The 26,771-nt window shown below is 57.6% G+C and carries 23 protein-coding genes; 10 read left to right on the top strand and 13 right to left on the bottom strand.

Translation table 11 applies throughout. From position 1 onward, the window contains the following. Window positions 1-135: 135 nt before the first annotated feature. A complete protein-coding gene (locus FA92_RS01950; protein ID WP_013356814.1) occupies window positions 136-1,149 on the top strand; it encodes an acyltransferase family protein in 1,014 nt (337 codons plus the stop codon). Window positions 1,150-1,218: 69 nt separating this feature from the next. On the opposite strand, the gene panD is transcribed toward FA92_RS01950, so the two are convergent. The 9 genes from panD to thpR form a co-directional block, all read right to left on the bottom strand. Next, window positions 1,219-1,599 carry an aspartate 1-decarboxylase gene (gene panD / locus FA92_RS01955; RefSeq protein ID WP_013356815.1) on the bottom strand — a complete coding sequence of 127 codons (381 nt, stop codon included), beginning with the start codon at window positions 1,597-1,599 and terminating at the stop codon, window positions 1,219-1,221. Window positions 1,600-1,646: 47 nt separating this feature from the next. Then, window positions 1,647-2,501 (bottom strand): pantoate--beta-alanine ligase, encoded by an 855-nt coding sequence (gene panC / locus FA92_RS01960; protein ID WP_033781903.1) that lies wholly within the window; start codon window positions 2,499-2,501, stop codon window positions 1,647-1,649. A 15-nt stretch (window positions 2,502-2,516) separates the two neighbouring features. Further along, window positions 2,517-3,311, bottom strand: a complete 795-nt coding sequence (gene panB / locus FA92_RS01965) for a 3-methyl-2-oxobutanoate hydroxymethyltransferase (protein WP_033781905.1) — start codon at window positions 3,309-3,311, stop codon at window positions 2,517-2,519. 83 nt (window positions 3,312-3,394) lie between these two features. Beyond that, the gene (gene folK, locus FA92_RS01970) at window positions 3,395-3,880 is read right to left on the bottom strand and encodes a 2-amino-4-hydroxy-6-hydroxymethyldihydropteridine diphosphokinase (RefSeq protein ID WP_033781907.1); all 486 of its coding nucleotides are present in this window, start codon (window positions 3,878-3,880) and stop codon (window positions 3,395-3,397) included. Next, on the bottom strand, window positions 3,877-5,295 hold the full coding sequence (gene pcnB, locus FA92_RS01975; RefSeq protein ID WP_218832235.1) for a polynucleotide adenylyltransferase PcnB: 1,419 nt from the start codon (window positions 5,293-5,295) through the stop codon (window positions 3,877-3,879). The genes folK and pcnB overlap by 4 nt, the downstream gene beginning before the upstream one ends. An 86-nt stretch (window positions 5,296-5,381) precedes the next feature. Next, a complete protein-coding gene (gene gluQRS / locus FA92_RS01980; RefSeq protein WP_033781909.1) occupies window positions 5,382-6,260 on the bottom strand; it encodes a tRNA glutamyl-Q(34) synthetase GluQRS in 879 nt (292 codons plus the stop codon). Between the two features lie 73 nt (window positions 6,261-6,333). Next, a complete protein-coding gene (dksA, locus tag FA92_RS01985; RefSeq protein ID WP_008925615.1) occupies window positions 6,334-6,789 on the bottom strand; it encodes an RNA polymerase-binding protein DksA in 456 nt (151 codons plus the stop codon). A gap of 247 nt (window positions 6,790-7,036) precedes the next feature. Continuing rightward, complete coding sequence (sfsA, locus tag FA92_RS01990) at window positions 7,037-7,741, bottom strand: DNA/RNA nuclease SfsA (RefSeq protein ID WP_033781911.1); 705 nt, start codon at window positions 7,739-7,741, stop codon at window positions 7,037-7,039. Beyond that, window positions 7,719-8,276 (bottom strand): RNA 2',3'-cyclic phosphodiesterase, encoded by a 558-nt coding sequence (gene thpR, locus FA92_RS01995; protein WP_033781913.1) that lies wholly within the window; start codon window positions 8,274-8,276, stop codon window positions 7,719-7,721. The genes sfsA and thpR overlap by 23 nt, the downstream gene beginning before the upstream one ends. Window positions 8,277-8,312: 36 nt before the next feature. Here thpR and hrpB point away from each other — a divergent pair, with 36 nt between their 5' ends. The 6 genes from hrpB (at window position 8,313) to fhuB (ending at window position 19,543) form a co-directional block, all read left to right on the top strand. After that, window positions 8,313-10,796 (top strand): ATP-dependent helicase HrpB, encoded by a 2,484-nt coding sequence (hrpB, locus tag FA92_RS02000; RefSeq protein ID WP_033781915.1) that lies wholly within the window; start codon window positions 8,313-8,315, stop codon window positions 10,794-10,796. A 98-nt stretch (window positions 10,797-10,894) separates the two neighbouring features. Then, the gene (mrcB, locus tag FA92_RS02005) at window positions 10,895-13,432 is read left to right on the top strand and encodes a bifunctional glycosyl transferase/transpeptidase (RefSeq protein WP_033781917.1); all 2,538 of its coding nucleotides are present in this window, start codon (window positions 10,895-10,897) and stop codon (window positions 13,430-13,432) included. A gap of 201 nt (window positions 13,433-13,633) precedes the next feature. Beyond that, window positions 13,634-15,841 (top strand): ferrichrome porin FhuA, encoded by a 2,208-nt coding sequence (fhuA, locus tag FA92_RS02010; protein ID WP_033781919.1) that lies wholly within the window; start codon window positions 13,634-13,636, stop codon window positions 15,839-15,841. A 39-nt stretch (window positions 15,842-15,880) separates the two neighbouring features. Further along, complete coding sequence (gene fhuC / locus FA92_RS02015) at window positions 15,881-16,675, top strand: Fe3+-hydroxamate ABC transporter ATP-binding protein FhuC (RefSeq protein ID WP_033781921.1); 795 nt, start codon at window positions 15,881-15,883, stop codon at window positions 16,673-16,675. A 10-nt stretch (window positions 16,676-16,685) separates the two neighbouring features. Beyond that, the gene (fhuD, locus tag FA92_RS02020; protein WP_033731617.1) at window positions 16,686-17,564 is read left to right on the top strand and encodes a Fe(3+)-hydroxamate ABC transporter substrate-binding protein FhuD; all 879 of its coding nucleotides are present in this window, start codon (window positions 16,686-16,688) and stop codon (window positions 17,562-17,564) included. Beyond that, complete coding sequence (fhuB, locus tag FA92_RS02025) at window positions 17,564-19,543, top strand: Fe(3+)-hydroxamate ABC transporter permease FhuB (protein WP_033781923.1); 1,980 nt, start codon at window positions 17,564-17,566, stop codon at window positions 19,541-19,543. The genes fhuD and fhuB overlap by 1 nt, the downstream gene beginning before the upstream one ends. A gap of 276 nt (window positions 19,544-19,819) precedes the next feature. Here fhuB and hemL read toward each other — a convergent pair whose 3' ends face one another. Then, complete coding sequence (gene hemL / locus FA92_RS02030; RefSeq protein WP_033781924.1) at window positions 19,820-21,100, bottom strand: glutamate-1-semialdehyde 2,1-aminomutase; 1,281 nt, start codon at window positions 21,098-21,100, stop codon at window positions 19,820-19,822. Window positions 21,101-21,304: 204 nt separating this feature from the next. Here hemL and erpA point away from each other — a divergent pair, with 204 nt between their 5' ends. Beyond that, window positions 21,305-21,652 (top strand): iron-sulfur cluster insertion protein ErpA, encoded by a 348-nt coding sequence (gene erpA, locus FA92_RS02035; protein ID WP_008925625.1) that lies wholly within the window; start codon window positions 21,305-21,307, stop codon window positions 21,650-21,652. A gap of 30 nt (window positions 21,653-21,682) precedes the next feature. On the opposite strand, the gene FA92_RS02040 is transcribed toward erpA, so the two are convergent. From FA92_RS02040 to mtnN, 3 genes are all read right to left on the bottom strand, one after another. Next, window positions 21,683-21,934: a hypothetical protein gene (locus FA92_RS02040; protein WP_033781925.1), complete on the bottom strand. Its 252-nt coding sequence runs from the start codon at window positions 21,932-21,934 to the stop codon at window positions 21,683-21,685. Window positions 21,935-22,057: 123 nt separating this feature from the next. Next, window positions 22,058-22,852, bottom strand: coding sequence for a vitamin B12 ABC transporter substrate-binding protein BtuF (btuF, locus tag FA92_RS02045; RefSeq protein WP_033781927.1), 795 nt, complete (start codon window positions 22,850-22,852; stop codon window positions 22,058-22,060). Continuing rightward, the gene (gene mtnN, locus FA92_RS02050; RefSeq protein WP_013356830.1) at window positions 22,845-23,543 is read right to left on the bottom strand and encodes a 5'-methylthioadenosine/S-adenosylhomocysteine nucleosidase; all 699 of its coding nucleotides are present in this window, start codon (window positions 23,541-23,543) and stop codon (window positions 22,845-22,847) included. The genes btuF and mtnN overlap by 8 nt, the downstream gene beginning before the upstream one ends. 92 nt (window positions 23,544-23,635) lie before the next feature. Here mtnN and dgt point away from each other — a divergent pair, with 92 nt between their 5' ends. Together dgt and degP are read left to right on the top strand one after the other, a co-directional pair. Further along, window positions 23,636-25,126 carry a dGTPase gene (gene dgt, locus FA92_RS02055; RefSeq protein WP_033781928.1) on the top strand — a complete coding sequence of 497 codons (1,491 nt, stop codon included), beginning with the start codon at window positions 23,636-23,638 and terminating at the stop codon, window positions 25,124-25,126. 134 nt (window positions 25,127-25,260) lie between these two features. Continuing rightward, window positions 25,261-26,706 (top strand): serine endoprotease DegP, encoded by a 1,446-nt coding sequence (degP, locus tag FA92_RS02060; protein ID WP_033781929.1) that lies wholly within the window; start codon window positions 25,261-25,263, stop codon window positions 26,704-26,706. Window positions 26,707-26,771: the final 65 nt, after the last annotated feature.

Genomic DNA, 26,771 nt, shown 5'->3' on the forward strand with positions numbered 1-26,771 from the left:
TGATTATGAATTATCAAAATACCGCCGGAATAAAGTTATTCCTCTGCTCAGGGATGAACGAGTGGGTTAAGAGTCTTCTCAATAAGCAAAATGGCATCTTAAACAGGGCCAGTTTTTAATCAAAGGCAGGAAAAGATGAATCGTATAACGTGGATCGATAATCTGCGGGGATTGAGTATTCTCGCAATTATTTTTTTGCATAGCACTATTGCCGTACATAATAATGCCGGACATTTTACCGCCTTCAGCAGCCTGTTAAATGAGATGCTGGCACCGGTAAGACTGGGGCTGATGTTCTTTGTTTCGGGTCTGTTTGTCGATGCCGGATTAAGAAAAGGCCTGGGTCCTTTTTTTAATAACAAAGTACGCAGTATTCTCTATCCGTTTGTGGTCTGGGTGGCGGTCTATGGCGGGTTAAAGATCCTGTTCAGCTCAATGGCAAATACGCCGCAGTCACCGATGAATATTATTCTCTCCCACCTGACCGGCGGCGGGGATATGACCTGGTTCCTGCACTCGCTATTTATCTTCTTTATAGTGATTATCTTTGCCCGTCACCTGCCATTCCTGCTGGTGTTTGCTATCTGTATGGCGCTGAGCTGGGCGCTGCCGGCCATCGATCCGGATGGCGTATTTGCCAGCTTCGACAATACGCACATCAACAAATCGCTTTATCTGTTTGTCTTTTTCTACCTGGGCGATTACGTGGTACGTAAGCAGGTGGATATCGCAGAGAAAGTACAGCATGGCCCGACGCTGTTAATCTCAGCGATCAGTTTTGTGCTGCTCTCCTGCCTGAATATCTTTATTCTGGAGCGTCATTCCCAGGCGTTATTATCACCACTTGCACTCTTATCGGTGCCATTCTTTGTCTGGATTGCGCTGAAGCTGAAATCTGAGCTGGTCTACTACATTGGCGTCAATTCTATCGTCTTCTATCTGTCGCATTATCTGGCGATTCAGTTCTTCAGTAAGATTGTGAAGTTTGAAAGTCCGTCAGCCTGGGTAAATGACCTGAAATTCATTTCGGCGTTTCTGGTGGCGCTGGCGCTGCCATTGACAATATGTCTGATGAGAAAACGCGGCTGGTTTAATTTCCTCTTTACGATGAAAAAGTCATCGAAGCCGATGACAACCAAAGCGGTTTAATTGCAGAAGCAGAAACAAAAAGGGCCGCCCATGTTAATGGCGGCCCTTTTTTATCAGCTGATCGATTAATCAGGCAATTTGTACCGGCAATGCTTTCGCCAGACGCTTCATCTGGTTGTCACCTTCAAAATAGGCGACTTTAGGCTGCCACTGACGCGCGACGGCATCCTCTACCTGCACATAGGAGCAGATAATTAAAATATCGCCTTCGCAGGCGCAGCGGGCAGCCGCACCGTTGACCGAAATAATTTTCGAACCACGCTCAGCCGCGATAGCGTAGGTGGAAAAGCGCTGACCGTTAGTGACGTTATAAATATCGATCGCTTCATATTGCAGAATGCCGGAAGCATCCAGGAAATCCTGATCGATAGCGCAGGAGCCTTCATAATTAAGGTCCGCCTGCGTCACTTTTACGCGGTGCAATTTGCCTTGCAGAACTGTGCGAATCATAGCCAGAAACCTTATCAGAGAAATAAAATAACCTGCAGCGGGCGTACTTACAGCGTCAGGTCAACAGTTTGATTATCAATCAGTCGGGCTTTACCCAGCCAGGCGGCCATCAGCACCACCGCACGCTGGCTGTCCACCGTCAGCGGCTGCAGCGTTTCCGCATCACAGATTGCCAGGCCATCAGGACGCAATCCCTGTGCCAGCAGCGCCTCGCTGGCTGTCTCGATAATCTCTTCAATGTGACGCTCGCCGTTCTCAAGTCGCTGAGCCATCTGATGCATCACCTGGCTCAGCACCGGGGCCAGTTTGCGCTCATCGGATGTCAGGTAGCCGTTGCGTGAACTCAGTGCCAGGCCATCGTTCGCCCGCACGGTTGGCACGCCAACAATCTCAATGTCGAAGCCCATATCAGCCACCATCTTACGAATGATAGCCAGCTGCTGAAAATCCTTTTCACCGAAACAGGCGATATCGGGCTGCACCAGATTAAACAGTTTGCTGACGATGGTGGCCACGCCGCGAAAATGGCCTGGACGCGTTGCCCCTTCCAGCAGGGAAGAGAGCACTGGCACTTCAACAAAGGTCTGATTCTGCGCGCCCTGCGGATAGACTTCAGCCGGGGAGGGCGCAAAGACCACGTCAACCTGATGGCGGTTCAGCTTTTCACAATCTTCCTGCAGGGTGCGCGGGTAGCGCGCTAAATCATCAGCGCGATCAAACTGCATCGGATTGACAAAGATCGAGACAATGACGATGTCGCCGCGCGCCCGGGCTTCATCCACCAGCGTCAGATGGCCTTCATGCAGGTTGCCCATGGTCGGTACCAGCGCAATGCGTTTACCCTGCTGGCGCCAGCGACGGACTTCCTGGCGCAGCATCAGCAGCGTTTCAATGATCAACACGGTGACTCTCCTGAATTACTGGAAACTGTGCTCTGCCGCCGGATAGGTTCCGGCCTCGACTTCGGCGATATAGTGGCGAATCGCCGCGCGAACGTCGCCGGTCTCCGCCAGGAAATTTTTGGCAAATTTGGGAATATGACCGCCGGTTACGCCCAGCGCGTCATGCATCACCAGAATCTGACCATCGGTCACGTTACCGGCACCGATGCCGATCACCGGGATGGTAAGCGCCCCGGTGATCCGCTGCGCCAGCGACACCGGCACGCACTCCAGCACCATCAGCTGTGCGCCTGCCGCTTCCAGCGCCAGGGCATCGGCCAGCAGCTGATCGGCACCGGCCTCATCACGGCCCTGCACTTTATAGCCGCCAAAAATATTCACCGACTGCGGGGTCAGCCCAAGATGACCGCACACCGGCACGGCGCGTTCGGTCAGCATCTGTACGGTCTCTGCCAGCCAGCTGCCGCCTTCCAGTTTCACCATATTGGCACCGGCACGCATCAGCTGTGCGGCACTCTCAAAGGTCTTCTCTGGTGTGGCATAACTCATAAAGGGCAGGTCGGCGAGCAGCAGGGCCTGGGGCGCACCACGGCGCACGGCGGCGGTGTGATAGGCGATGTCGCTGACCGTAACCGGCAGGGTGGAGTCGTGCCCCTGCACCGTCATCCCTAAGGAATCACCAACCAGCAGCACCTTAATGCCTTCATCGGCAAACAGGCGGGCAAAACTGAAATCGTAGGCGGTCAGCGTCGCGAATTTTTTACCGCTGGCTTTCGCCTGACGCAGATGTGAAATCGTGGTGGGTTTCATGGCGCTCTCAACTCAGGAATTCTGATGGGCGCAGTTTACTGGATAGCGTGAAAGAGCGGAATCAGAGATGTGCGTTTGTCTGATCAGTCGTGCCACAGCACGATGTTGCTGCTGTCGAGGGTGGCCAGAACGGTGCTGAGTGCGCGGCCATCGGGCAGGCGGGCATCGGGCGCAATCGCCAGCAGGGGCACCAGCATAAAGGCGCGATTCAGCAGGTCGTAGTGCGGCACAATCAGCCGCTCAGTGTTAATAACTGCGTCGCCAAACAGCATGAGATCGATATCCAGCGTGCGCGGTCCCCAGCGTTCTTCCTTGCGTATCCGGCCATGATCCCGCTCAATCTGCTGGGTATGGTTAAGCAGGGCTTCAGCGCTGAGATCGGTTTCCAGCGCCACGGCGGCATTGAGAAAATCGGGCTGATCGGGCGGGCCATAAGGCGGCGTGCGATAGAACGGCGAGGTCGCGATGCGTTGCGTCTGCGGCAACGCATCCAGTGCTGTCAGCGCTGCATCAACCTGATGCAGCGGATCGGCCAGATTACTGCCTAACGCGAGGTAAACCCGTGTCATGACACGTTTTGATTGTCACGACGTGGCGCGGAAGAGCGGCGGCGCGGACGGCGCGATTTATTGCGCGGCACCGGATCGTCACCCAGATTATTCAGCATGTTTTTCTGATGCGGCGGCGCAGCGACCTGGAATTCACCCCACCACTGGCTCAGACGCAGCAGTTCCGGATTGTTTTCCACTTCCGCGCGCAGCGCCAGCAGATCGTATGCGGCGCGGAATTTCGGATGCTCCATCAGTTTCCAGGCGCGTTTACCGTGACGGCGTGACATGCGTAACTGCAGCAACCAGATATCGCGGATCAGCGAGGTAATACGTTTTGGAATCGCCAGCGCACGGCAGGCTTCGTCCAGCGTATCGTTCATCGCCATCGCAAAGGCTTCGAAGTAGGTCAGGCCACTCTCCTGCGCAATGCGTTCGGCCGCCTCAAGCTGCGGATACCAGAACATCGCTGCAAACAGGAACGCCGGATTCACGCGCATGTCGTTATGAATGCGGTTGTCGGTGTTTTTCAGCACCTGTGCCAGCATCCGCTCCATGTGGCTGTCACTGTTTTCCGTGAAGTTGCGCGCCAGCGTCGGGAACAGCGGCTGGAACAGCTGATATTCACACAGCTTCAGATACGTGCTGTAGCCATAACCCGCCTGCAACAGCTTCAGGGACTCTTCAAACAGGCGCGCAGGCGGGATATCACGCAGCAGCGAGGCCAGACGGGGAATCGGCTCGGCGGTTTCCGGCGCAATGCTCATATTGAGCTTGGCGGCAAAGCGCGCGACGCGCAGCATGCGCACCGGATCTTCGCGGTAGCGGGTTTCCGGATCGCCAATCAGGCGAATGATGCCCTGTTCGAGATCGCTGATGCCGCCAACATAGTCGCGTACGCTGAAATCAGCCACGCTGTAGTAGAGGCTGTTGATGGTGAGATCGCGACGCTGGGCATCATCTTCGATAGAGCCGAAGATATTGTCGCGCAGCAGCATGCCGCTCTGGGCGCGCTGCGAACTGTTGCGATCTTCCGCAATCTCTTCAACCTGATGATGACCACGGAAGGTGGCGACTTCGATCACTTCCGGGCCAAACATCACGTGTGCCAGCCGGAAACGGCGACCGACCAGCCGACAGTTGCGGAACAGCTTGCGCATCTGCTCAGGCGTGGCGTTAGTGGTCACGTCGAAATCTTTGGGTTTTTGCCCCAGTAGCAAATCGCGCACGCCACCGCCTACCAGATAGGCTTCATAACCGGCTTTGTTCAGGCGATAGAGCACTTTGAGGGCATTTTCGCTGATGTCTTTACGTGAGATGGTATGGCTTTCACGAGGGATGATGGTCATCAGACGCTCTGGTTCAACCTCTGCTGGGGCTTCCTCTTCATCACGCTTCAGGACTTTCCGGCAAAAATTAGCTACTCGGGTAAAAATGGGACACCTCGACAGTGGCAATTAGGGTGTAGGTAAAATCAGCGGCTAATCATAGCCTGTTGAGAACCGTTTGAGAATGCTGTTGTCTATGCATCCGGTTTCAGGGCGTTCTGTTGCGGCATCAAAGCGATATTCCACTGTGACACCGCGTCAGACAGCAGTTTGTCCTGCGTTAAGTCCTGCCAGCCGCCTGAAACAGGCTGTCCGAGGAAGCGTAATGCCGCTACCAGCAGGGGTCTGGCATCGCCATCGGGCAGCGAAGGCGCATGATTCTGCTTCGATAACTTATTGCCATCGTGATTAAGCGCCAGCGGCAGGTGCAGCCAGGCCGGCACCGGCCAGCCAAACTGCTGATAAAGCGCAATCTGCCGTACCGTCGGCTCAATCAAATCTGCGCCGCGCACCACTTCGGTAATGCCCTGAAAATGGTCATCGACGACCACCGCCAGGTTGTAGGCAAACAGGCCATCGCGACGGTGAATAATAAAATCTTCCTGCGCAAGACGGCTGTCCGCCTCTACGCGCCCGCGTAATCGATCGTCAAAGGCAAAGACCGGCGCATGCTGGCGTAAACGCAGCGCGGCATTCTCTGGTCCGCGTTGCCGTTCACGGCAGTAACCATCATAGAAACCGCCAATCTCCTGAATGCGACGTCGGGGACAGGTGCAGAAATAGCTCTGACGATGCTGCTGCAGCCAGGCCAGTGCGTCACGGTAGGCCTCATGACGTTGCGACTGCCACAGCACCTCGCCATCCCACGTCAAACCGTAGTGTTCCAGCTGATGCAGAATGCGGCTGGCGGCCCCCGGCACTTCCCGTGGCGGATCGATATCTTCAATTCTCACCCGCCAGATGCCGTTTTGCGCGCGCGCGCTCAGGTAACTGCTCAGGGCAGCTATCAGCGAGCCAAAATGAAGTTCACCAGAGGGAGAAGGGGCGAAGCGACCAATGCAGGAAGGTGACATAGGGTTCAGAAGTGACCACGCAGCGGACAACACAACGGTTTTTCCACTGCGTGGTAACAGGCTGGACGCGACATTAGCCGGCCATTTGTTTCTCACGAATTTCTGCTAACGTCTTACAGTCGATGCAGAGATCGGCAGTAGGACGTGCTTCGAGACGGCGGATACCAATCTCAACGCCACAGGAATCGCAATAACCGAAGTCGTCGTCTTCGACTTTCTTCAGCGTCTTCTCGATCTTTTTAATCAGTTTACGTTCGCGATCGCGGTTACGCAGCTCCAGGCTGAACTCCTCTTCCTGCGCGGCACGGTCAACCGGGTCCGGGAAGTTAGCGGCTTCATCCTGCATGTGCGATACGGTACGATCGACTTCGTCCCGCAATTGATTACGCCAGGCTTCCAGAATCTTGCGAAAATGGGTCAGCTGCGCGTCGTTCATATACTCTTCGCCAGGCTTAACCTGATAAGGCTCAACGCCAGCGATAGCGAGAATACTCAGGGACGATGTTTTACGGTTTTGACCTTCTTGCATGTTGCTTCTCCTGGATAACACGCACTATACCCTCTGACTTACGTCCCGCAGGGGCGTTACTGCCGGCCTGCATCTGACGTCTGCGGGGTACATCGATCCCCCATTGGGGAAAAAAACAGGCCGCTATAAATAACAGAAGCAGTCAGGGTTGGCAATTCTTCATGAACACACCTTGACAAGCCTGTGAGGAACAGCGTAATCAGCCCTTAGCTCAGAACATTCTTACCACATAAAATTGCAAAAGATATTACAAGGTTACGTTGATTGGCGATTTAAGAAACATTCCCTCTGCCGATAAGTCTGCCTGATACGCTAAAACCTCTACACCTTCCCGTTGCGCCTGAGCCAGTTGTTCTGCATACGCCGCATCAATGTGGCGTGCCGGGGAAACGTCCTCAATCCCCGAGTGCAAAACGGCAAACAATAAAACGGCCCGATGACCCTCTGCCGCCACTGTCGCCAGCTCGCGCAGGTGTTTCTGTCCTCGAATCGTCACCGCATCCGGAAAATAGCCTTTACCATCATGTAAAAGGGTTACGGATTTCACCTCAATATAGCAGTTGCGCCGTGCCTCTGCTTTGAGCAGGAAATCAATTCTGCTTTTTTCACTGCCATATTTCACTTCCGCCTGTCGATGCGAATAACCGGCCAGCGATGGCAGCTGATGCTGGTCCAGCGCTTCAGCCACCAGCTGGTTCGCGCGCAGGGTATTCACGCAGATCCAGTGGCCCTGTTGCGTTTCGGTCAGTTCCCAGCTGTGAGGGTATTTGCGCGTCAGGCTGTCGGACGTGGAATACCAGACTGTATCGCCCGGCGTGGCGCAGCCGGTCATGGCACCGGTGTTGGCGCAATGAATCGTCAGCACTTCGCCTTCTGGCGTCTCGACATCGGCCAGGAAACGTTTGTAACGGGCGATCAGGCGGGCGGATTTAAGGGGCGGAGAGAAGTGCATGCGGATCCTGAGACGTTAATGGCCAGCTGGCCAGCGCGCGGTAGCGGGCGCGGCCCCGGGCATAGTCAGAGGCGAACAGTGAAAAGGTGGAGACGCGAAAACGCCAGTGAAAGCCGCGTGGTGGCAATGCAACCGGCTGGGTGGCCTGGCGTAACAGCGTGATGTGCGGATGAAACGGCTGTGGGCTTTGATAACAGCCATGCCGGGCAGCCTGCGCCCGCAGCAGGCTGGCGAGCTGCAGCAGGCCGCGAGGCGCGCGCTGGCAGCTGAGCCAGACCACGCCGGGACGCGGCCAGTGCCCGGCATCATCCAGGTCGAGATCGAAACCGGGCTGGACGATGCGGGAGGCCAGCGTCTGCAGGCGCAGTGAGGTTTCCGGTGCAACCTCACCCAGAAACGCCAGCGTCAGGTGCAGATTCGCTGCGACCACAGGCGTGCCTGCCTCTGCAGGAAAGGTGTCGGCCCGCCAGCGCACCAGCTGTTGCTGCATTTCGTCAGGCAGGCTGATGGCAAAAAATAAGCGTTGTGTCGCCATGGCGCTCTCCGGCAAATATCACGGATGGATGCTACAATGCGCGCCATCTTAGCACAGGCAGAAGCGGAGTTTGCTGTGAGCGATTTACCGGTCAGCGCGGTGCTGCCAGACATCCTGGCGGCGCTGCGTGACGCCTCTCAAATCCTGCTGGCCGCCCCTACCGGCGCGGGCAAATCGACCTGGCTGCCGCTGCAGTTGTTGCAGCAGGCGGCGCTGCCAGGACGCATCATTATGCTGGAGCCACGCCGGCTGGCGGCACGTAATGTGGCGCAGCGGCTGGCGGAGCAGCTCGGCGAACAGCCGGGTGCCACGGTGGGATTCCGGATGCGTGGCGAAAGCTGCGTCGGGCCAGAAACCCGGCTGGAAGTCGTTACCGAAGGGATGCTCACACGCATGCTTCAGCACGATCCGATGCTGGAAGGCGTGTCGCTGGTGATCCTCGATGAGTTTCACGAGCGCAGCCTGCAGGCCGATCTGGCGCTGGCGCTGCTGCTCGATGTGCAGCAGGGATTACGCGACGACCTTAAAATCATGCTGATGTCCGCCACGCTGGATAATGCCCGGCTGGCGGCGCTGCTGCCGGATGCGCCACTGATTATTTCAGAAGGGCGCAGCTATCCGGTTGAACGGCGTTACGCGTCGCTGAATCAGAACGTACGCTTTGAAGAGGCGGTCGCGCGTGAAGTCGCTCAGCTGCTGCGCGATGAAGAGGGGTCACTGCTACTGTTTCTGCCGGGCGTGGCGGAAATTGAACGGGTGAAACGTGAGCTGGAACCACGCATCAGTGACGATGTGGATCTGACACCACTCTATGGCGCACTGCCGCTGGCGGCGCAGCGACGGGCGATCCTGCCCGCCGCCGCCGGACGTCGCAAAGTGGTGCTCGCCACTAATATCGCCGAGACCAGCCTGACCATTGAGGGGATTCGCCTGGTAGTCGACAGTGCGCTGGAGCGCAGCGCCCTGTTTGACGCTCGCAGCGGCGTAACGCGTCTGCAGACGCAGCGCATCAGCCAGGCCTCAATGATTCAGCGCGCAGGTCGCGCCGGGCGACTGATGCCGGGAATCTGTCTGCATCTGCTGCCGCAGGAGCAGGCGTCACGTGCAGCAGCGCAGAGCGAACCGGAAATCGTGAACAGCGATCTCTCGTCGCTGTGGCTGGATCTGCTGCAGTGGGGCTGTACCGGGCCGCAACAGCTGCAGTGGCTGGATCAGCCGCCCGCCAGAAATCTGGACGCGGCACAACGGCAGCTGACCCGTCTGGGTGCGCTGGACAGCAACGGCCTGCTTAACACACTGGGACGGCGTATGGCACAGCTGGGTTGCGATCCGCGACTTGCTGCTATGCTCTGTGCCGCAGGCGATGAGCCGGATGCGGTCGCCAGCGCCGCGCTGCTGGTGGCGATTCTGGAAGATCCTCCACGCAGCGGCAGTGCCGATCTGAGGGATGCGCTGCATCGGCCTCAGGCTCAATGGCAGCGGCGGGCGCAGCAGTGGCAGCAGCGACTCAACATTCGTGGCGGGCGGATCGATGAAGATCGCTTTGCGGGCCTGCTGGCGGTGGGGTTTGGCGATCGGCTGGCGCGGCGTCGCGACCAGAGCGGTCGCTATCAACTGGCCAACGGGCTGGGGGCCAGACTCGATGAGCAGGATGGCCTGACGCGCAACGAATGGCTGATTGCACCCGCCCTGTTGCAGAGCAGTGCGACGCCGGATGCCCGGATGCTGCTGGCACTGCCGGTCGACATTGAAACGCTGTGCCAGCAGCAGCCCGCACTGATTGAGCGCCGGACTGAAGTGGAATGGGACGAAGAGAAGGGCACGCTGCGTGCGTTCAGACGTGAGCAGATTGGCGCGCTGATCCTGAAGACCCAGCCGATGGCGCGCCCGGAGCCGGACGTGCTGCACGCCGCCATACTGCGCTGGATCGCCGAAAAAGGTCTGTCGGTATTGGGCTGGACGCCGGATGCCGAACAGTTGCGCCTGCGCATCCAGTGTGCGGCACAGTGGCTGCCGGAAGAGAGCTGGCCCGCTATGGACGATCAGACGTTGCTTGAGAGCCTGCCGCAGTGGCTGTTGCCGCAGATGTCAGCGGTACGCGATCTGCGCAGCCTGCAGGCGGTAAACCTGACAACGGCGCTCTTACATTTACTCACATGGTCACAACGTCAGCGGCTGGATAGTGTGCTGCCAACTCATTACACTGTGCCGACCGGAAGCCGGCTGCCGATTCGCTACGATGCGGATAAGCCGCCCGCGCTAGCGGTCAGGATTCAGGAGATGTTTGGCGAAGCGCAGAATCCCACCGTGGCGGAAGGACGTATCCCGCTGGTGCTGGAGCTGCTATCGCCCGCCCAGCGACCGTTGCAGATCACCCGCGATCTGGCGGCGTTCTGGCGCGGTGCCTGGCCGGAGGTCAGGAAAGAGATGAAGGGACGCTATCCGAAACATCTCTGGCCAGAGGATCCGGCCACCGCTTTGCCAACAAGGCGAACCAAAAAAATGTCCCCGCAGGGTTGAGTCCGCTGGATCGAATTCAGAGGGTTCTGCCATGCGGCACGCGAGAAAGCAGTTAGAGTAGCGGCGCTGCCGTAAGCACTGCCTGGAGAAGAAAAGTAATGTCTGGGAACGATCGCGAACCAATAGGGCGCAAAGGTAAACCGTTGCCGCCGCGCAGCAGTGCGGGCCGGGGACGACGCAGGGATATCGAACAGGATATCGATCAGGACGATTTTAATGATGACGAGGAGGAAGCGCCGGTGCCACGTAAAGGTAAAGGTGGAAAACCGCCGCGCGGCAAACGCCGTTGGCTGGGATGGATAATTAAACTGTTCCTGGTGTTTGTGGTGGTTATGGCCGCGTGGGGCATCTACCTCGACTCGGAAATTCGCAGTCGTATTGACGGTAAGGTGTGGCAACTCCCCGCCACCGTCTATGGCCGTATGGTCAGCCTGGAACCGGGCATGGCCTACAACAAAAGTGAAATGGTGGCGCTGCTGGAAGGGACTCAGTATCGCGAAGTCTCCCGTATCACCCGCCCCGGCGAGTTTTCGGTGAAGGGCAACACCATCGATCTGCTGCGTCGCCCGTTTGATTTCCCCGACAGTAAAGAGGGGCAGATCCACGCGCGTATGAGCTTCGCGAAAGATGAGCTGAGCGAGATTAAAAACCTCGAAACCGGCCGTGATTTTGGCTTTTTCCGCCTCGATCCGCGCCTGATCACCATGCTGCAGTCGCCGAATGGTGAACAGCGACTCTTCGTGCCGCGCACCGGTTTCCCGGATCTGCTGGTCGATACGCTGATCGCCACTGAAGATCGCCATTTCTATGAGCATGATGGTATCAGCCCGTACTCCATTGGTCGCGCTTTCCTGGCGAACATCACGGCAGGAAAAGCGGTGCAGGGCGGCAGTACGCTGACGCAGCAGCTGGTGAAGAACCTGTTCCTGACCAATGAGCGTTCGCTGTGGCGTAAAGCGCGTGAAGCCTATATGGCGGTGATCATGGATGCGCGCTACAGCAAAGATCGCATCCTGGAGCTCTACCTGAACGAGGTCTATCTCGGTCAGGCGGGCAGCGATCAGATCCGCGGTTTCCCGCTGGCGAGCCTCTACTACTTTGGCCGTCCGGTAGATGAACTGAGTCTGGATCAGCAGGCGATGCTGGTTGGCATGGTGAAAGGGGCATCGCTCTATAACCCGTGGCGCAACCCGAAACTGGCGCTGGAACGCCGCAACCTGGTGCTGCGCCTGTTGCAGCAGCAGAAAGTGATCGACCAGGAGCTGTATGACATGCTGTCGGCGCGTCCGCTGGGCGTGCAGCCAAAAGGGGGCGTGATCACGCCGCAGCCTGCCTTTATGCAGATGGTGCGTAACGAGCTGCAGGCGAAACTGGGCGACAAGATTAAAGATCTCTCCGGCGTGAAAATCTTCACCACGCTGGACCCGGTGTCGCAGGATGCAGCTGAAAAAGCGGTGGTTGATGGCATTCCGACGCTGAAAAAACAGCGCGGCCTGAAAGATCTGGAAACCGCGATGGTGGTGGTTGACCGCTTCAGCGGCGAAGTCCGTGCCATGGTCGGCGGGGCCGATCCGCAGTACGCCGGTTACAACCGTGCGCTGCAGGCACGTCGCTCTATCGGTTCACTGGCGAAACCGGCGACCTACCTCACCGCGCTGAGCCAGCCAAACAGCTACCGCCTGAACAGCTGGATCGCCGATGAGCCGATCGCGCTGAAGCAGCCAAATGGCACCATCTGGAAACCGATGAACGACGATCGTCGCTTCAGCGGCAAAGTGATGCTGGTGGATGCGCTGACCAACTCCATGAACGTGCCGACGGTTAACCTCGGTATGACGCTGGGGCTGGATGCGGTAGTCGATACCTGGAACAAGCTGGGTGTGCCGAAAGAGCAGCTGCATCCGGTTCCGGCGATGCTGCTGGGCGCCCTGAACCTGACGCCGGTTGAAGTGGCGCAGGCGTTCCAGTCGATCGCCAGCGGCGGTAACCGCGCGTCACTGTCTGCGGTGCGTTCAGTGATTGCAGAAGATGGCAGCGTGCTCTATCAGAGCTATCCGCAGGCGCAGCGTGTGGAACCGGCGCAGGCGGCTTATCTGACGCTTTACACCATGCAGCAGGTCGCTGACCACGGTACTGCCCGTGCGCTGGGCGCGCGTTTCCCGAATGCCCATCTGGCCGGAAAAACCGGTACCACTAACGATCTGATCGACAGCTGGTTTGCCGGTATTGATGGTAAAGAAGTGGCGATCACCTGGGTGGGCCGTGATAACAACCAGCCGACCAAACTCTATGGTGCCAGCGGTGCGATGCAGCTCTACCGTCGCTATCTCGACAATCAGGCACCGATGCCGTTGCAGCTGACGCCGCCGGAAGATGTGTCGATGATGAATGTCGATTCGGCCGGTAACTTTGTCTGTGGCACGGGCAGCAGCACCTGGCGTTCTCTGCCGGTGTGGGCGCTGGATCCGAATGCGCTGTGTCAGCAACAGCAGCAGGTTCAGCAGCAGCAACAGCTGTTTGACCAGCAACAGCAGCAGCAGCAGCAGCAGCCGCAACAGCAACCAGCCCAGCAACCGCAGGAGCAGAAAGACAGCGACGGCGTAGCAGGGTGGATAAAAGATATGTTTGGCAAATAAATCAGTCAGACAGGTTAAAAAGGGCGCTTCGGCGCCCTTTTTTTGTTTGTGATCAATACGTGTAAATGGCCCTGCAAACGGCGTCACTACTGGGATTTCTGCTTGCAGTGTCCGCGGCAGTTCGCATATTATCTAATCCGTTATAATAATCATTATCGTTTCGATTCGCTCGCCTGAGCCTATTTTAAGAGACACCTTTTTATGAATGCGCGAACGACTTTTGCAGACAACACCAAAAAAACATTTTCCCGGCCGCTTCTGGGCGTCATGATCTCACTGAGCCTGAGCTCCTCGCTTTACGCCGCGCAGCCAGAGACCATGGTGGTCTCGGCGGATGGCGGCAGCGGCGTCGAGGCGGAAAGCGCCTGGGGGCCGGCACCGACGGTGGCGGCGAAACGCAGCGCCACCGGCACCAAAACCGATACCCCGATTGAAAAAAACCCGCAGTCTGTCTCCGTGGTCACCCGCGAAGAGATGGAAATGCGCAACGTGACCAGCGTGAAAGGGGCATTTAACTATACGCCTGGCGTGCTGACCGGTAACCGTGGCAGCTCAGATGTGATTGATGCGCTTTCGATTCGCGGCTTCAGCGAAACCAATACCAACCAGTATCTGGATGGCCTGAAACTGCAGGGAGATAACTACTCTGAGTTTGCCATCGATCCCTACTTCCTGGAGCGCGCTGAACTGCTGCGCGGTCCGGTCTCTGTGCTCTATGGTAAAAGCAATCCGGGCGGTGTCGTCTCACTGGTGAGCAAGCGTCCCACCCAGGAAACCCTGCGCGAAGTGCAGTTCCAGATGGGCAATGACAATCTCTTCTCGACCGGCTTTGACTTTGGGGGTGCGCTGGATGATAACGGCGTCTACAGCTATCGCCTGACCGGTCAGGCGCGCAGTCAGGATGCGCAGCAGTCGATGAACAAAGAGAAGCGCTACACCATTGCCCCGTCATTCAGCTGGCGTCCCGACGATCGCACCCGCATTGATCTGCTGACCTATTTCCAGAACGAGCCAGAAACCGGCTATTACGGCTGGCTGCCGCGTCAGGGCACCGTGGTGCCGATCACCCGTGCCGATGGCAGCCAGTACAAACTGCCGACCGACTTCGACGAAGGCGAGCAGAGCAATAAGATTTCGCGCACCACCAAAATGGTGGGCTATAACGCCGAGCACAGCCTCAACGACACCTGGACGCTGCGCCAGAATCTGCGTTATGCCGACCTGCGCACCGATTACCGCAGTATCTATGGCAATGGTTTCAATACAGCAACCCAGGAGATTACCCGTGGTTCAGCGGTCTCCAGCGAGACGCTGAATCAGTTTGCCGTGGATACTCAGGCACAGGCGAAGTTTGCCACCGGCCAGGTCGATCATACGCTGCTGCTGGGTGTGGATTTCCAGCGTACCCGCAATGATATCGACGCACAGTTTGGCTCGGCATCCAGCCTGAATGCGGTTAACCCGCAATATGGCGATGATAGCGTGACGCCGTTTGCCGATCCTTATCAGCATCTGAATAAGCAGCGTCAGACAGGCCTCTATGCGCAGGATCAGATGGAGTGGAACCGCTGGGTGCTGACGCTGGGTGGCCGCTACGACTATGCCATGAACTCCGTTTACGATCGGGTGGCAGACAGCGTTGATCGCCAGAACGATCAGGCCTTTACCTGGCGTGGTGGGCTGAACTATGTGTTTGATAACGGCATCGCGCCTTACTTTAGTTACAGCGAAGCCTTTATTCCGAATGCCGGTTCGACCTATGACGGCCAGGCCTTTGATCCGTCACGCGCTAAGCAGTATGAAGCGGGCGTGAAATATGTACCGAAAGATCGTCCGGTGGTGCTCACCGCAGCGCTTTATCAGCTGACCAAAACCAAAAACCTGACTGCCGATCCAGATACGGTTAATCATCCGTTTGCCAGCGTCCAGAGCGGTGAAATCCGGTCGCGCGGCGTAGAGCTGGAAGCTAAAGCGGCGCTGAACGCTAACGTCAATCTGACGGCTTCTTACACCTACACCGATGCGGAATATACTGAAGACACTCAACTTAAAGGCAAAACGCCGGTGCAGGTGCCGAAGCATATGGCTTCACTCTGGAGCGACTACACCTTCCACGAGACCGCCCTGTCGGGTGTAACAGTGGGCGCAGGTGTGCGTTATGTCGGCGAGAGCCAGGGGCTTTACAGCACCGGCACTGAGCAGAACCAGAACTTTAAGGTAGCCGGTTACACCACGGTGGACGCGGCGCTGAAGTATGATCTGGGTCGCTTCGGCCTGCCTGGCTCGACGGTAGGCGTCAACGTTAACAATCTGTTCAACCGCGAGTATGTCGCCAGTTGCTATCGTGAATACGCCTGCTACTGGGGGGCGGAACGCCAGATTGTCGGCACCGCGACCTTCAGATTCTGATTTAACCGGGCGCTCCGGCGCCCGTTCACAGGGATAATCATGCCGCATCCGCACGCAGAAGAGGCTACCTTCAGGCTGGAGAATGCCAGTTTCGAGGTGCCCGGCCGCACTCTCCTCCAGCCCCTGTCGCTAACTTTTCCACCGGGTAAAATGACCGCGCTGATTGGTCACAACGGCTCGGGCAAATCGACGCTGTTGAAAATGCTGGGCCGTCATCATGCGGCCAGCAGCGGAGAGGTTTTGCTGAATCAGCAGCCGGTCGGGCGCTGGAACAGTAAAGCCTTTGCCCGCGAGGTGGCCTATCTGCCGCAGCAGTTACCGGCAGCCGAAGGGATGACGGTGCGTGAGCTGGTGGCGATTGGCCGCTATCCCTGGCACGGGGCGCTGGGGCGCTTTGGTCAGGAGGATCGCGATAGGGTGGAGGATGCCATTACGCAGGTCGGGCTAAAGCCCTTTGCCGGCCGGCTGGTGGACAGTCTGTCAGGCGGTGAGCGTCAGCGCGCCTGGCTGGCGATGATGGTGGCGCAGAACAGCCGCTGTCTGCTGCTGGATGAACCCACCTCGGCGCTGGATATTGCCCATCAGGTTGAGGTACTGGCGCTGATCAAAGATCTGAGCCAGCAGCGCGGCCTGACCGTCATTGCGGTACTGCACGATATCAATATGGCGGCACGCTACTGCGATCATCTGGTGGCGCTGCGTCAGGGCGCGATGATTGCCGAAGGTGACGCGGAGGCGATTATGCAGCCTGAGGTGCTCGGTGCAATTTATGGCATTCCGATGGGCATTTTACCGCACCCGCAGGGCGGCGCGCCGGTTAGTTTTGTCTGTTAAGGAAAGGATGATGCCCGATCTTTACCGCCGCCGACTGTTGCTGGCACTGGCGGCCTCGCCGCTGTTTTGTGCGCTTCCTCTGCGTGCTGCCACGCCGAATCCGGGTCGGATTATTGCACTGGAGTGGTTACCCACCGAATTGCTGATCGCGCTGGGCGTTACGCCCTGGGGCGTGGCCGATCTGCACAACTACAACATCTGGGTAGGTGAGCCGAAGCTGCCTGCAGACGTGATCGACGTCGGTCTGCGCACCGAACCCAATCTTGAACTGATGGCGCAAATGCAGCCGTCGCTGATCCTCTGCTCCAATGGCTATGGCCCGCCCAAAGAGAAACTGACGCGCATCGCACCCATCATGGGCTTCGACCTTCACAGCGGCGACGGAAAACCCTTCACCGCCGCGCGCGCATCACTGCGTCAGCTGGCGGCGCGCCTGGGATTAAGCGAGCGGGCGGAGCAGCATCTGCGTGAGGTCGATGATCAGCTGGCAGCGGCGCGTGAGCGGCTGGCACCCTATGCCGGACGCACGCTTCTGCTGATGTCGCTGCTCGACAGTCGTCACGCCATTACCTTCGGTAAAAACAGCCTGTTCCTGGAAGTGATGACCCTGCTGGGCCTGAAAAATGGCTGGCAGGGTGAAACCAATTTCTGGGGCAGCGCAGTGATCGGCATCGAACAGCTGGCGCAGGCCGGGGAGGTGGATGTTATCTGTTTCGATCACGACAACGACGTGGAGATGCAGCAGCTGATGCGCAGTCCGCTGTGGCAGGCCATGCCGTTTGTCCGCACCGGACGCTTTCAGCGCGTCCCGGCGGTCTGGTATTACGGTGCAACGCTCTCGGCGCTGCACTTTGTTCGCGTGCTGGAACGCGCGCTGGAGACGCACTGATGCGCCATGCTCTGTTTCCCGCAGGCCTTCTCAGCCTGCTGTTTCTGCTCTCACTCAGCCTGACGCTGGTCAATCTGCATTACGCGCTGCCACAGGCTGAATGGTGGCAGGCACTCTGGTCACCGACGATCGATAGCCTGCCGCAGATGGTGTTTCACTACAGCCTGCTGCCACGTACGGCGCTGGCGCTGCTGGTGGGTGCCGGACTGGGGTTAGCCGGTCTGCTGTTTCAGCAGATCTTGCGCAACCCGCTGGCGGAGCCGACGACGCTGGGCGTCTCTTCCGGCGCGCAACTGGGCATTACCGTCGCGACGCTGTGGCATCTGCCGGGCGGGGCGCTGACACAGCAGTTTGCTGCGCTCAGCGGGGCGCTGCTGGTAGGCGCGCTGGTGTTTGGTGTGGCCTGGAGCAAACGTCTGTCGCCAGTGACGCTGATTCTGGCCGGGCTGGTACTGAGCCTGTACAGCGGCGCGGTCAATCAAATCTTCGCAATCTTCAATCACGATCAGCTGCAGAACATGTTTCTGTGGAGCACCGGCGCGCTGAATCAGATGAGCTGGGAAAACGTGCAGCAGCTCTGGCCGCGCCTGCTGCTGGCGTTTGTGCTGGCACTGGCGCTGCTGCGTCCGCTGACGCTGATGGGGCTGGATGATGGTGTCGCGAAAAACCTGGGTCTGGCGCTCTCTGTGGCGCGGGTTGGCGGCCTTGGACTGGCGATTCTGCTCAGCGCACAGCTGGTCAATGTCGCCGGTATCATCGGCTTTATCGGGCTGTTTGCACCGCTACTGGCGAAGCTGCTGGGTGGACGACGGCTCCTCACCCGGATGCTGCTGGCACCGCTGACTGGCGCGCTGCTGCTGTGGCTGGCAGACAGCTGCGTGTTATGGCTCAGCACGCACTGGCGCGATATCCCGACCGGCACGGCCACGGCCCTGCTTGGCGTACCGATTCTGCTGTGGCTGCTGCCGCGACTGCGCACCGGTTCAGTGCCGCCCGCGCTGAATCAGGGTGACAATGTGCCCGCCGAGCGACAGAACCTGCTGCGCTGGGCGCTGATCGGTCTCGCTGTTCTGGCGCTACTGGGGTGGGGGGCGCTCGCGTTTGGGCGTGATGCGCAGGGCTGGAGCGGGTCCACAGGCGAGATGCTGCAATCACTGCTGCCGTGGCGCGCACCGCGCGTGCTGGCGGCGCTGGTAACCGGTCTGATGCTGGGCGTGGCGGGAAGTCTGATTCAGCGGCTGACCGGCAATCCTATGGCCAGCCCGGAAGTACTGGGCATCAGTTCCGGGGCCGCCTGCGGCGTAGTGGTCATGATGTTCTTTGTGCCGGGCGATGCGATGGCCTGGCTGCTGCCCGCCGGTGCGGTGGGGGCCGCGCTGACGCTGCTGGTGATTATGGCGGTAGCCAGCCGTGGCGGCTTCTCGCCGGAGCGGATGCTGCTGGCGGGTATGGCGCTTAACAGCGCCTTTGTCACCCTGCTGATGCTGCTGCTGGCCAGCGGCGATCCGCGCATGGGCGGGTTGCTGAGCTGGATCTCCGGCTCGACCTATAACATCAGCGGCAGTCAGGCAGTTCAGAGCGCAATCTGCGCGCTGGTGCTGGTGTCGCTGGCTCCGCTGGCGAGCCGCTGGCTGACGCTGCTGCCGCTGGGAAGTGCGACCGCGCGCTCGGCGGGTATGGCATTGACGCCTGCACGGCTGAGTCTGCTGCTGCTGGCGGCAGCACTGACCGCCAGCGCGACGCTGACTATCGGTCCGCTGAGTTTTGTCGGACTCATGGCACCGCATATGGCGCGCATGCTGGGATTCCGGCGGGCTTTGCCACAGCTGTTGCTGTCGGGATTGCTGGGAGGCGGATTGATGATGCTGGCTGACTGGTGCGGGCGGATGCTGGCGTTTCCGGATCAAATCCCTGCCGGACTGATGGCGACGTTTTTAGGTGCGCCTTACTTTATCTGGCTGCTGCGGCGTTCAGGTTAAAAAAAAGACCGGTGCAAGCCGGTCTCAGACTGCTGACAAACCCAATGAGTGTTGCTATGGCAGCAACGCATTAGCTAAAAGCGCAGGGAACACGGGCAGAGGAGGAAAGCGTCCCGCGCCAGGGACGGCGCGGGCCGAGCGGCCATGGATGGTTTAAGCGACTTTCCGATCTGCCCGTGTACCCTTCGCAGGCTCGATCTCACAGCTGGGCTGGGCAGACTTTGCTAACAATCTCAGGCCGGCGCAAGCCGGTCTTTGTCTTTAACGCTGCCGAAATTACAGCTTCGCGAAACAATGACGCGCGGCGTCAACCGTGCGCTGAATGTCCTCTTCGCTGTGCGCCAGCGACATAAAGCCCGCTTCATAAGCTGATGGCGCAAAGTAAACGCCTTCCTCCAGCATCAGATGGAAGAAGGTTTTAAAGCGCTCTACATCGCAGCGGGTCACATCGGCATAACAGGTCACGCTGTCAGCCTCGGTGAAGAACAGGCCAAACATCCCGCCAACATGGTTGATCACCAGCGGGATATTTTGCTGTTGGGCTGCCTCGCGCAGACCCTCAGCCAGCTGGCGGGTCAGAGCATCCAGCTTTTCGTGCGTACCAGGCTGCGCGATCTGCGTCAGGCAGGCAAAACCGGCGGCCATTGCGATCGGGTTACCGGAGAGCGTCCCCGCCTGATAGACCGGGCCGGTCGGGGCCAGCGCGGCCATCACATCGCGGCGGCCACCGAATGCGCCAACCGGCATCCCGCCACCGATAATCTTTCCAAGGCAGGTCAGGTCAGGACGCACATTGTAGTGAGCCTGCGCGCCGCCCAGTGCAACGCGGAAACCGGTCATCACTTCATCAATAATCAGCAGTGCGCCGAACTCATCACAGAGCGCACGCAGGCCTGGCAGGAATTCCGGCTGCGGCGGAATGCAGTTCATGTTGCCGGCAACCGGCTCGACGATGATGGCCGCGATGGCATCAGGATATTGCTCGAAGGCGCTGCGCACTGAGTCGAGATCGTTAAAGGTGCAGGTCAGGGTGTGTTTAGCGAAATCAGCCGGTACGCCCGGCGAGTTTGGCTGACCCAGCGTCAGGGCACCAGAACCGGCTTTCACCAGCAGATGATCGGCGTGACCGTGATAGCAGCCTTCAAACTTGATAATTTTATCGCGGCCGGTAAAGCCACGTGCCAGGCGAATCGCGCTCATGGTCGCTTCGGTGCCGGAGTTGACCATCCGCACCATCTCCATGGAAGGCACCAGCTCACACACCAGCTGCGCCATGGTCACTTCCATTTCGGTCGGTGCGCCAAAGCTCAGGCCGCGCTGGGCCGCTTCGATCACGGCATTGCGGATCGCCGCATTGTTATGACCCAGCACCATCGGGCCCCATGAGCCGACATAGTCGATATAGGCTTTGCCATCGGCGTCATAGAGATACGCGCCATCAGCATGTTCAATAAACAGCGGAACGCCGCCCACACCGGTAAATGCGCGTACTGGCGAGTTTACCCCGCCCGGGATCAGGCGTTGTGCCTCGGCAAACAGTTGTTCGGACTTACTCATTTTCGGCTCCAGCGGTTCATAAAAAATATTGCACCATTCTACGGAAGAGGGGCAGCAGACGAAAGGCGGATTCACTCGCCGCGCCCTTAACGGAGGTGAAAGCGGCACAGAGTGCGAAGGGCAGAGCTTGATTGCGCTGAGGTGCTGGCTGATAATAGCGTTATTAAGGTCGTTTTCTGACCTGGGCGTTTACCGGAGTAAAACATGAGTGATGAAGTAGTAGCACTGCCGTTGCAGTTTACCGACGCCGCAGCCACCAAGGTGAAGAACCTGATTGCCGATGAAGAGAACCCGGCGCTGAAACTTCGCGTCTACATCACCGGTGGCGGTTGCAGTGGTTTCCAGTACGGCTTCACCTTTGATGATCAGCTGAATGATGGCGACATGACGATCGAAAAGCAGGGCGTCTCGCTGGTGGTTGACCCGATGAGCCTGCAATATCTGGTGGGCGGTTCGGTGGATTATACCGAAGGTCTGGAAGGCTCACGCTTTATCGTGACCAATCCGAATGCCAAAACCACCTGTGGCTGTGGCTCTTCCTTCAGTATCTGATGACGAAGGCCGTCATCGCGACGGCCTCGTTTACCACTCTATTGTGACCAGCCGGTTACTCTGTTTCACACTTCCCTGCGACTGAATCTGACTATGGGTCACGCGTGGCTGCGCGCTTGCCTGTCTGCCGCAGTTCACCTGCGGCGCGGGCTGACCGTTAGCCGTGTTGATTTCACAGCGTGAATAGATGACAAGCCTGGCGCCTATAGAGCCATTAATCGATCCCGCAAATGCAGATCCGGCGAGCGATAGCCCTATGGCCAGCAGCAGTGCTCTGGTCATAGATGGTTCCTGGTGTTTTAAAAAAGCGCCGTGGCGCTAAAAGGACGGCAAGCATACGTGGCCGGCTCGTCTCTGGTATTGATTAACGGCAAAAAGTGCAGCAACTTTAATCATTTCGCCGATTTATTCAGCGGGATGCAGGGCCACACAGAGTTGCTGCGCCGCCAGCAGCAGTCGTGGACCTGGCCGGCTCAGCCAGTCCTCGCTGATGGCAATCACCGGCACAGTGAGCTGTGGCCGCCAGAAGTCACGGATGTTCTCCGCCTGCTGGGCACTGCCCGCTGTTACAACGGCCTGAGGATGGCGCATCAGTACCTGCTCGCGGCTGACCTGTGGCCAGCTGACGCGGCTGTCGGCAAAAATATTCCTGCCACCACATAATGTAATAATCTCATTCTGCAGCGTGGCTCTGGCGGCGGTAAAAAGCGGCTGCTGTCCAAACTGCAAAAAAAGCGGAACCGCAGTCAGGTGAGTATAGCGCTGACGCAGTGCGGCTTCCTGCTGCCGTAACGCCTGGGCAGCTCTGCTTGCCTGCTCCGGGCTGGGACTCCAGCGACCCAGATCGGCCAGCGCCGTGAACATCTCATCCAGCGTCTGCGGATCAATCCATTTAACCGGTACGCCGAGCTGTTGCAACTGATCGATCTGCCGCTGCGGATTACCGCCACGCCAGGCTAAGACCAGATCCGGTTTGAGCTGCAGAATGCGTTCGGCTTTAATGCCCTGCCAGTTGGCAACCTGCTCAAGCTGTTTTGCCTGCGGCGGATAGTCAGACCATGCACTGACCGCAATCGGCGTAATCCCGGCAGCAAAGGCGAGTTCGGTAAGGTGGGGAGCAAGGGTGATAACACGGGGCGGGGAGGCAAGCAGGCTGCCGCTCAACAGCAGCAGCCAGCAGAAAAGCAGCGTTTTAGCCACGCGCCAGATGCGCCAGCAGGTTCTCCACTAACAGCGAAGATTGCTTCGCCGCTACGCTTAAGAACTCATCAAAGCTGAGGTGAGATTCCTTATCGGCCACGTCGGAAATCGCACGGACCACCACAAACGGTACCTGGAACTGATGACAGACGTGACCGATGGCAGTCGCTTCCATCTCAACGGCAATCGCCTGCGGGAACAGGTTGCGAATGCGCGCCAGCGGTTCGGCACCATTGATAAAGGCATCGCCGCTTACCACCAGACCGCGTACGGCATTCAGATCCAGCTGCTTAATGCAGGCTTCTGCCGCTGCGATAAGCTTGCTGTCGGCCACAAACGCGGCCGGACAACCCGCCATCTGACCCGGCTCATAACCAAAAGCGGTGACATCAGCATCGTGATAACGCACTTCGTCTGACACCACGATATCGCCGACGCTGAGCGACGGCGCTAAACCGCCCGCCGAACCGGTGTTGATCACCACATCGGGTTTGCATAGCTGCAGCAGCAGCGTGGTGCCCAGCGCCGCAGAGGTTTTACCAATGCCCGATTTCAGCAGTGCCACCTCAACGCCCTGCAGGGTGCCGGTATAGATTTCACAACCCGCCAGCGACAGCGTTTGACGGTTTTCAATTTTGTCGCGCAGCAGTGTGACTTCCTGCTCCATCGCGCCAATAATGCCTGCTTTCATAGTGAGTTCCGCTAATGTAAAGAATCAAAATTTAGGGCATAGTCTACCATGGCATCCAGGGGATTAATTCACGAAAAAGTCAGGGGTAATTCATGTCAGCGATCAATTTCAGGAAGAAGATCAGCTTCTCGCGCCCTTATACCAGTCGAAAAGATCCGGAAGGCGAATATTACATTACCCGACATTTTGAGAGTGACCGTGGACGGATTATCAACTCCGCCGCCATCCGGCGTTTGCAGCAGAAAACGCAGGTCTTTCCGCTGGAGCGAAATGCCGCCGTCCGTTCCCGACTGACACACTCGCTGGAGGTGCAGCAGACCGGACGCTACATCACCAAAGAGATCCTGCAAACCCTGAAGATGCAGGGCGGGTTGGCGCAGTATGGTCTGGATGAGCTTGAAGGCGCATTTGAAAGCCTGATCGAAATGGCGTGTCTGCTGCATGACGTGGGTAATCCGCCGTTTGGTCATTTTGGCGAGGCGGCCATTAACGACTGGTTTGAAGAGAACCTGGCTGCCGAACTGGTCGATCCGCTGGTGGCGGGCGTTGAAGGGGATGCACAGCGTAAAGCCTTTGATGAGCTGAATGCCATGATCCGCCAGGATCTCTGCCATTTTGAGGGCAACGCGCAGGCTATCCGTATGGTGCACACCCTGCTGCAGCTCAATCTCAGCTACTCTCAGGTCGCCTGTATCCTCAAATATACTGCTCCTGCCTGGTGGCAGGGGGAAAGGCCCGCCGAATTTAGCGTGTTAATGAAGAAACCCGGTTTTTATCTCTCCGAGCAGGATTATATTGCCGACCTGCGTGCTGCCACCAATATGGAAGAACACCATCGCTTTCCGCTCACCTATATAATGGAAGCGGCGGATGATATCTCCTATTGTATTGCCGATTTGGACGACGCTGTAGAAAAAGATATCTTTAATGTTGAGAGTTTGTTTGAATTTCTCAATAAAGCCTGGGGGCCGGTGAAAAATAATGACGCCTTTAGCCGGACTATTGGCGAAGCCTGGCGGGAAGCCTGTAGTAAAAAACGCCGCAGCCGCAGCGATCAATTTTTTATGTCATTACGCGTAAATGTTCAGAGCGTGCTGGTCAGTTACGCGGTGAAACGTTTTGTTGATAATCTTCCTGCAATATTCGAGGGAAGTTTTAACCATGCGCTGCTGGAAGATGAGGGTGAAGAGGGCCGTTTACTGCAACTGTTTAAGACCGTTGCGCGCCAGCAGGTGTTTAATCACTCTGAAGTTGAACAGCTGGAGCTGCAGGGTTACCGCGTGATTAAAGGGCTGCTGGAGATCTATCAGCCGCTGATGCGCCTTAATTATGAAGCCTTTACCACGCTGATGAATGAGGATTTTTTACGCCAGCACCCGATTGAAACGCGGCTTTTTCATAAGCTCTCCGGGAAACACCGCAAAGCCTATTTGCACAAGATGCGTAATCTGGTTGTGGAGCATAAATATCAGCGGCTGTTGTGGGAACGTTATTATCGCTTCCGGCTTATTCAGGATTATATTAGCGGCATGACCGATCTCTATGCCTGGGATGAGTACCGGCGGCTGATGGCAGTAGAATAAGCCGCCGATTGTAAAGAGCGCGAATAAATTTTTACCTTTGGCTTAAACTTTTAAAGGAACTTCGCGCTAAAACATTTATCTCACCTTTCGACCACAGCAATGGTCTGAACAGTAATCTTATTGAGAAACGAAAAATGAAAAAAAAGACTTTAGTGTTAAGTGCGCTGGCGTTGAGCCTGAGCATGGCGCTCGCCCCTGTTACTGTTTCTGCTGCGCAAACGGCCTCTTCCGAAAGCCAGCAACTGCCAAGCCTGGCTCCCATGCTGGAGAAGGTGATGCCGTCTGTGGTCAGTATCAGCGTTGAGGGCACCACCACAGTAAAAACCCCACGCATGCCGCAGCAGTTTCAGCAATTCTTTGGCGACAATTCGCCTTTCTGTCAGGACGGTTCCCCGTTCCAGGGTTCACCCATGTGCCAGAACGGTGGCGGTGAAGGTGGTAATGGTGGCGCACCCGTCCCTGATACCCAGCAGGAAAAATTCCGTGCACTGGGATCGGGCGTGATTATCAACGCCGAAAAAGGCTACGTGGTGACCAACAACCACGTGGTGAATAATGCCACCAAAATTCAGGTGCAGCTCAGCGACGGTCGTCGCTATGACGCAAAAGTCATCGGTAAAGATCCCAGCTCTGACATTGCACTGATTCAGTTGCAGGAAGCTAAAAATCTGACCGCCGTGAAAATCGCTGACTCTGACAATCTGCGCGTCGGTGACTACACCGTGGCAATCGGTAACCCGTATGGACTGGGTGAAACCGTAACCTCCGGTATCGTTTCGGCACTGGGACGCAGCGGCCTGAATGTAGAAAATTACGAAAACTTTATCCAGACGGATGCGGCGATTAACCGGGGCAACTCCGGTGGTGCGCTGGTTAACCTCAACGGTGAACTGATTGGGATTAACACCGCTATTCTGGCGCCGGATGGCGGTAACATTGGTATCGGCTTTGCTATTCCGAGCAACATGGTGAAAAACCTGACGGCGCAGATGGTTGAGTTTGGACAGGTTAAACGCGGCGAGCTGGGTGTGCAGGGCACGGAACTGAACTCCGAACTGGCAAAAGCGATGAAAGTCGACGCACAGCGTGGTGCATTTGTCAGCCAGGTACTGCCAGACTCTGCTGCCGCAAAAGCGGGCATCAAAGCGGGTGACGTGATTGTCTCCATGAACGGCAAACCGCTGAGCAGCTTTGCTTCACTGCGTGCAGAAGTGGGTTCACTGCCGGTTGGCACCACCCTGAAACTGGGCCTGCTGCGTGACGGCAAACCGGTCGATGTATCTGTTCAGTTGCAGCAGAGCAGCCAGGCGAAAGTGCAGTCCGCCACCATCTACAACGGCATTGAAGGGGCTGACCTTAGCAATGTTGAAACCGGTGATAAAGGCGTTCGCGTTGATAATGTGAAAGCGGGCAGTGCCGCAGCGCGTATCGGCCTGAAGAAGGGGGACGTGATTCAGGGCGTTAACCAGCAGCCGGTAACCAACCTCGGCGAGTTGCGCAAAGTCCTTGATACCAAGCCAGCCGTTCTGGCGCTGAATGTGAAGCGCGGCGATAGCAGCATCTACCTGCTGATGCAGTAACGGAACGACCACTGATGAAGAGGCGGACTGCGGTCCGCCTTTTTTATGTCCGGCATTTGCCCTGG

Origin of the sequence: Pantoea sp. 9140 (genome assembly GCF_000745295.1) — a bacterium.
Classification (GTDB): Bacteria; Pseudomonadota; Gammaproteobacteria; order Enterobacterales; family Enterobacteriaceae; genus Pantoea; species Pantoea vagans.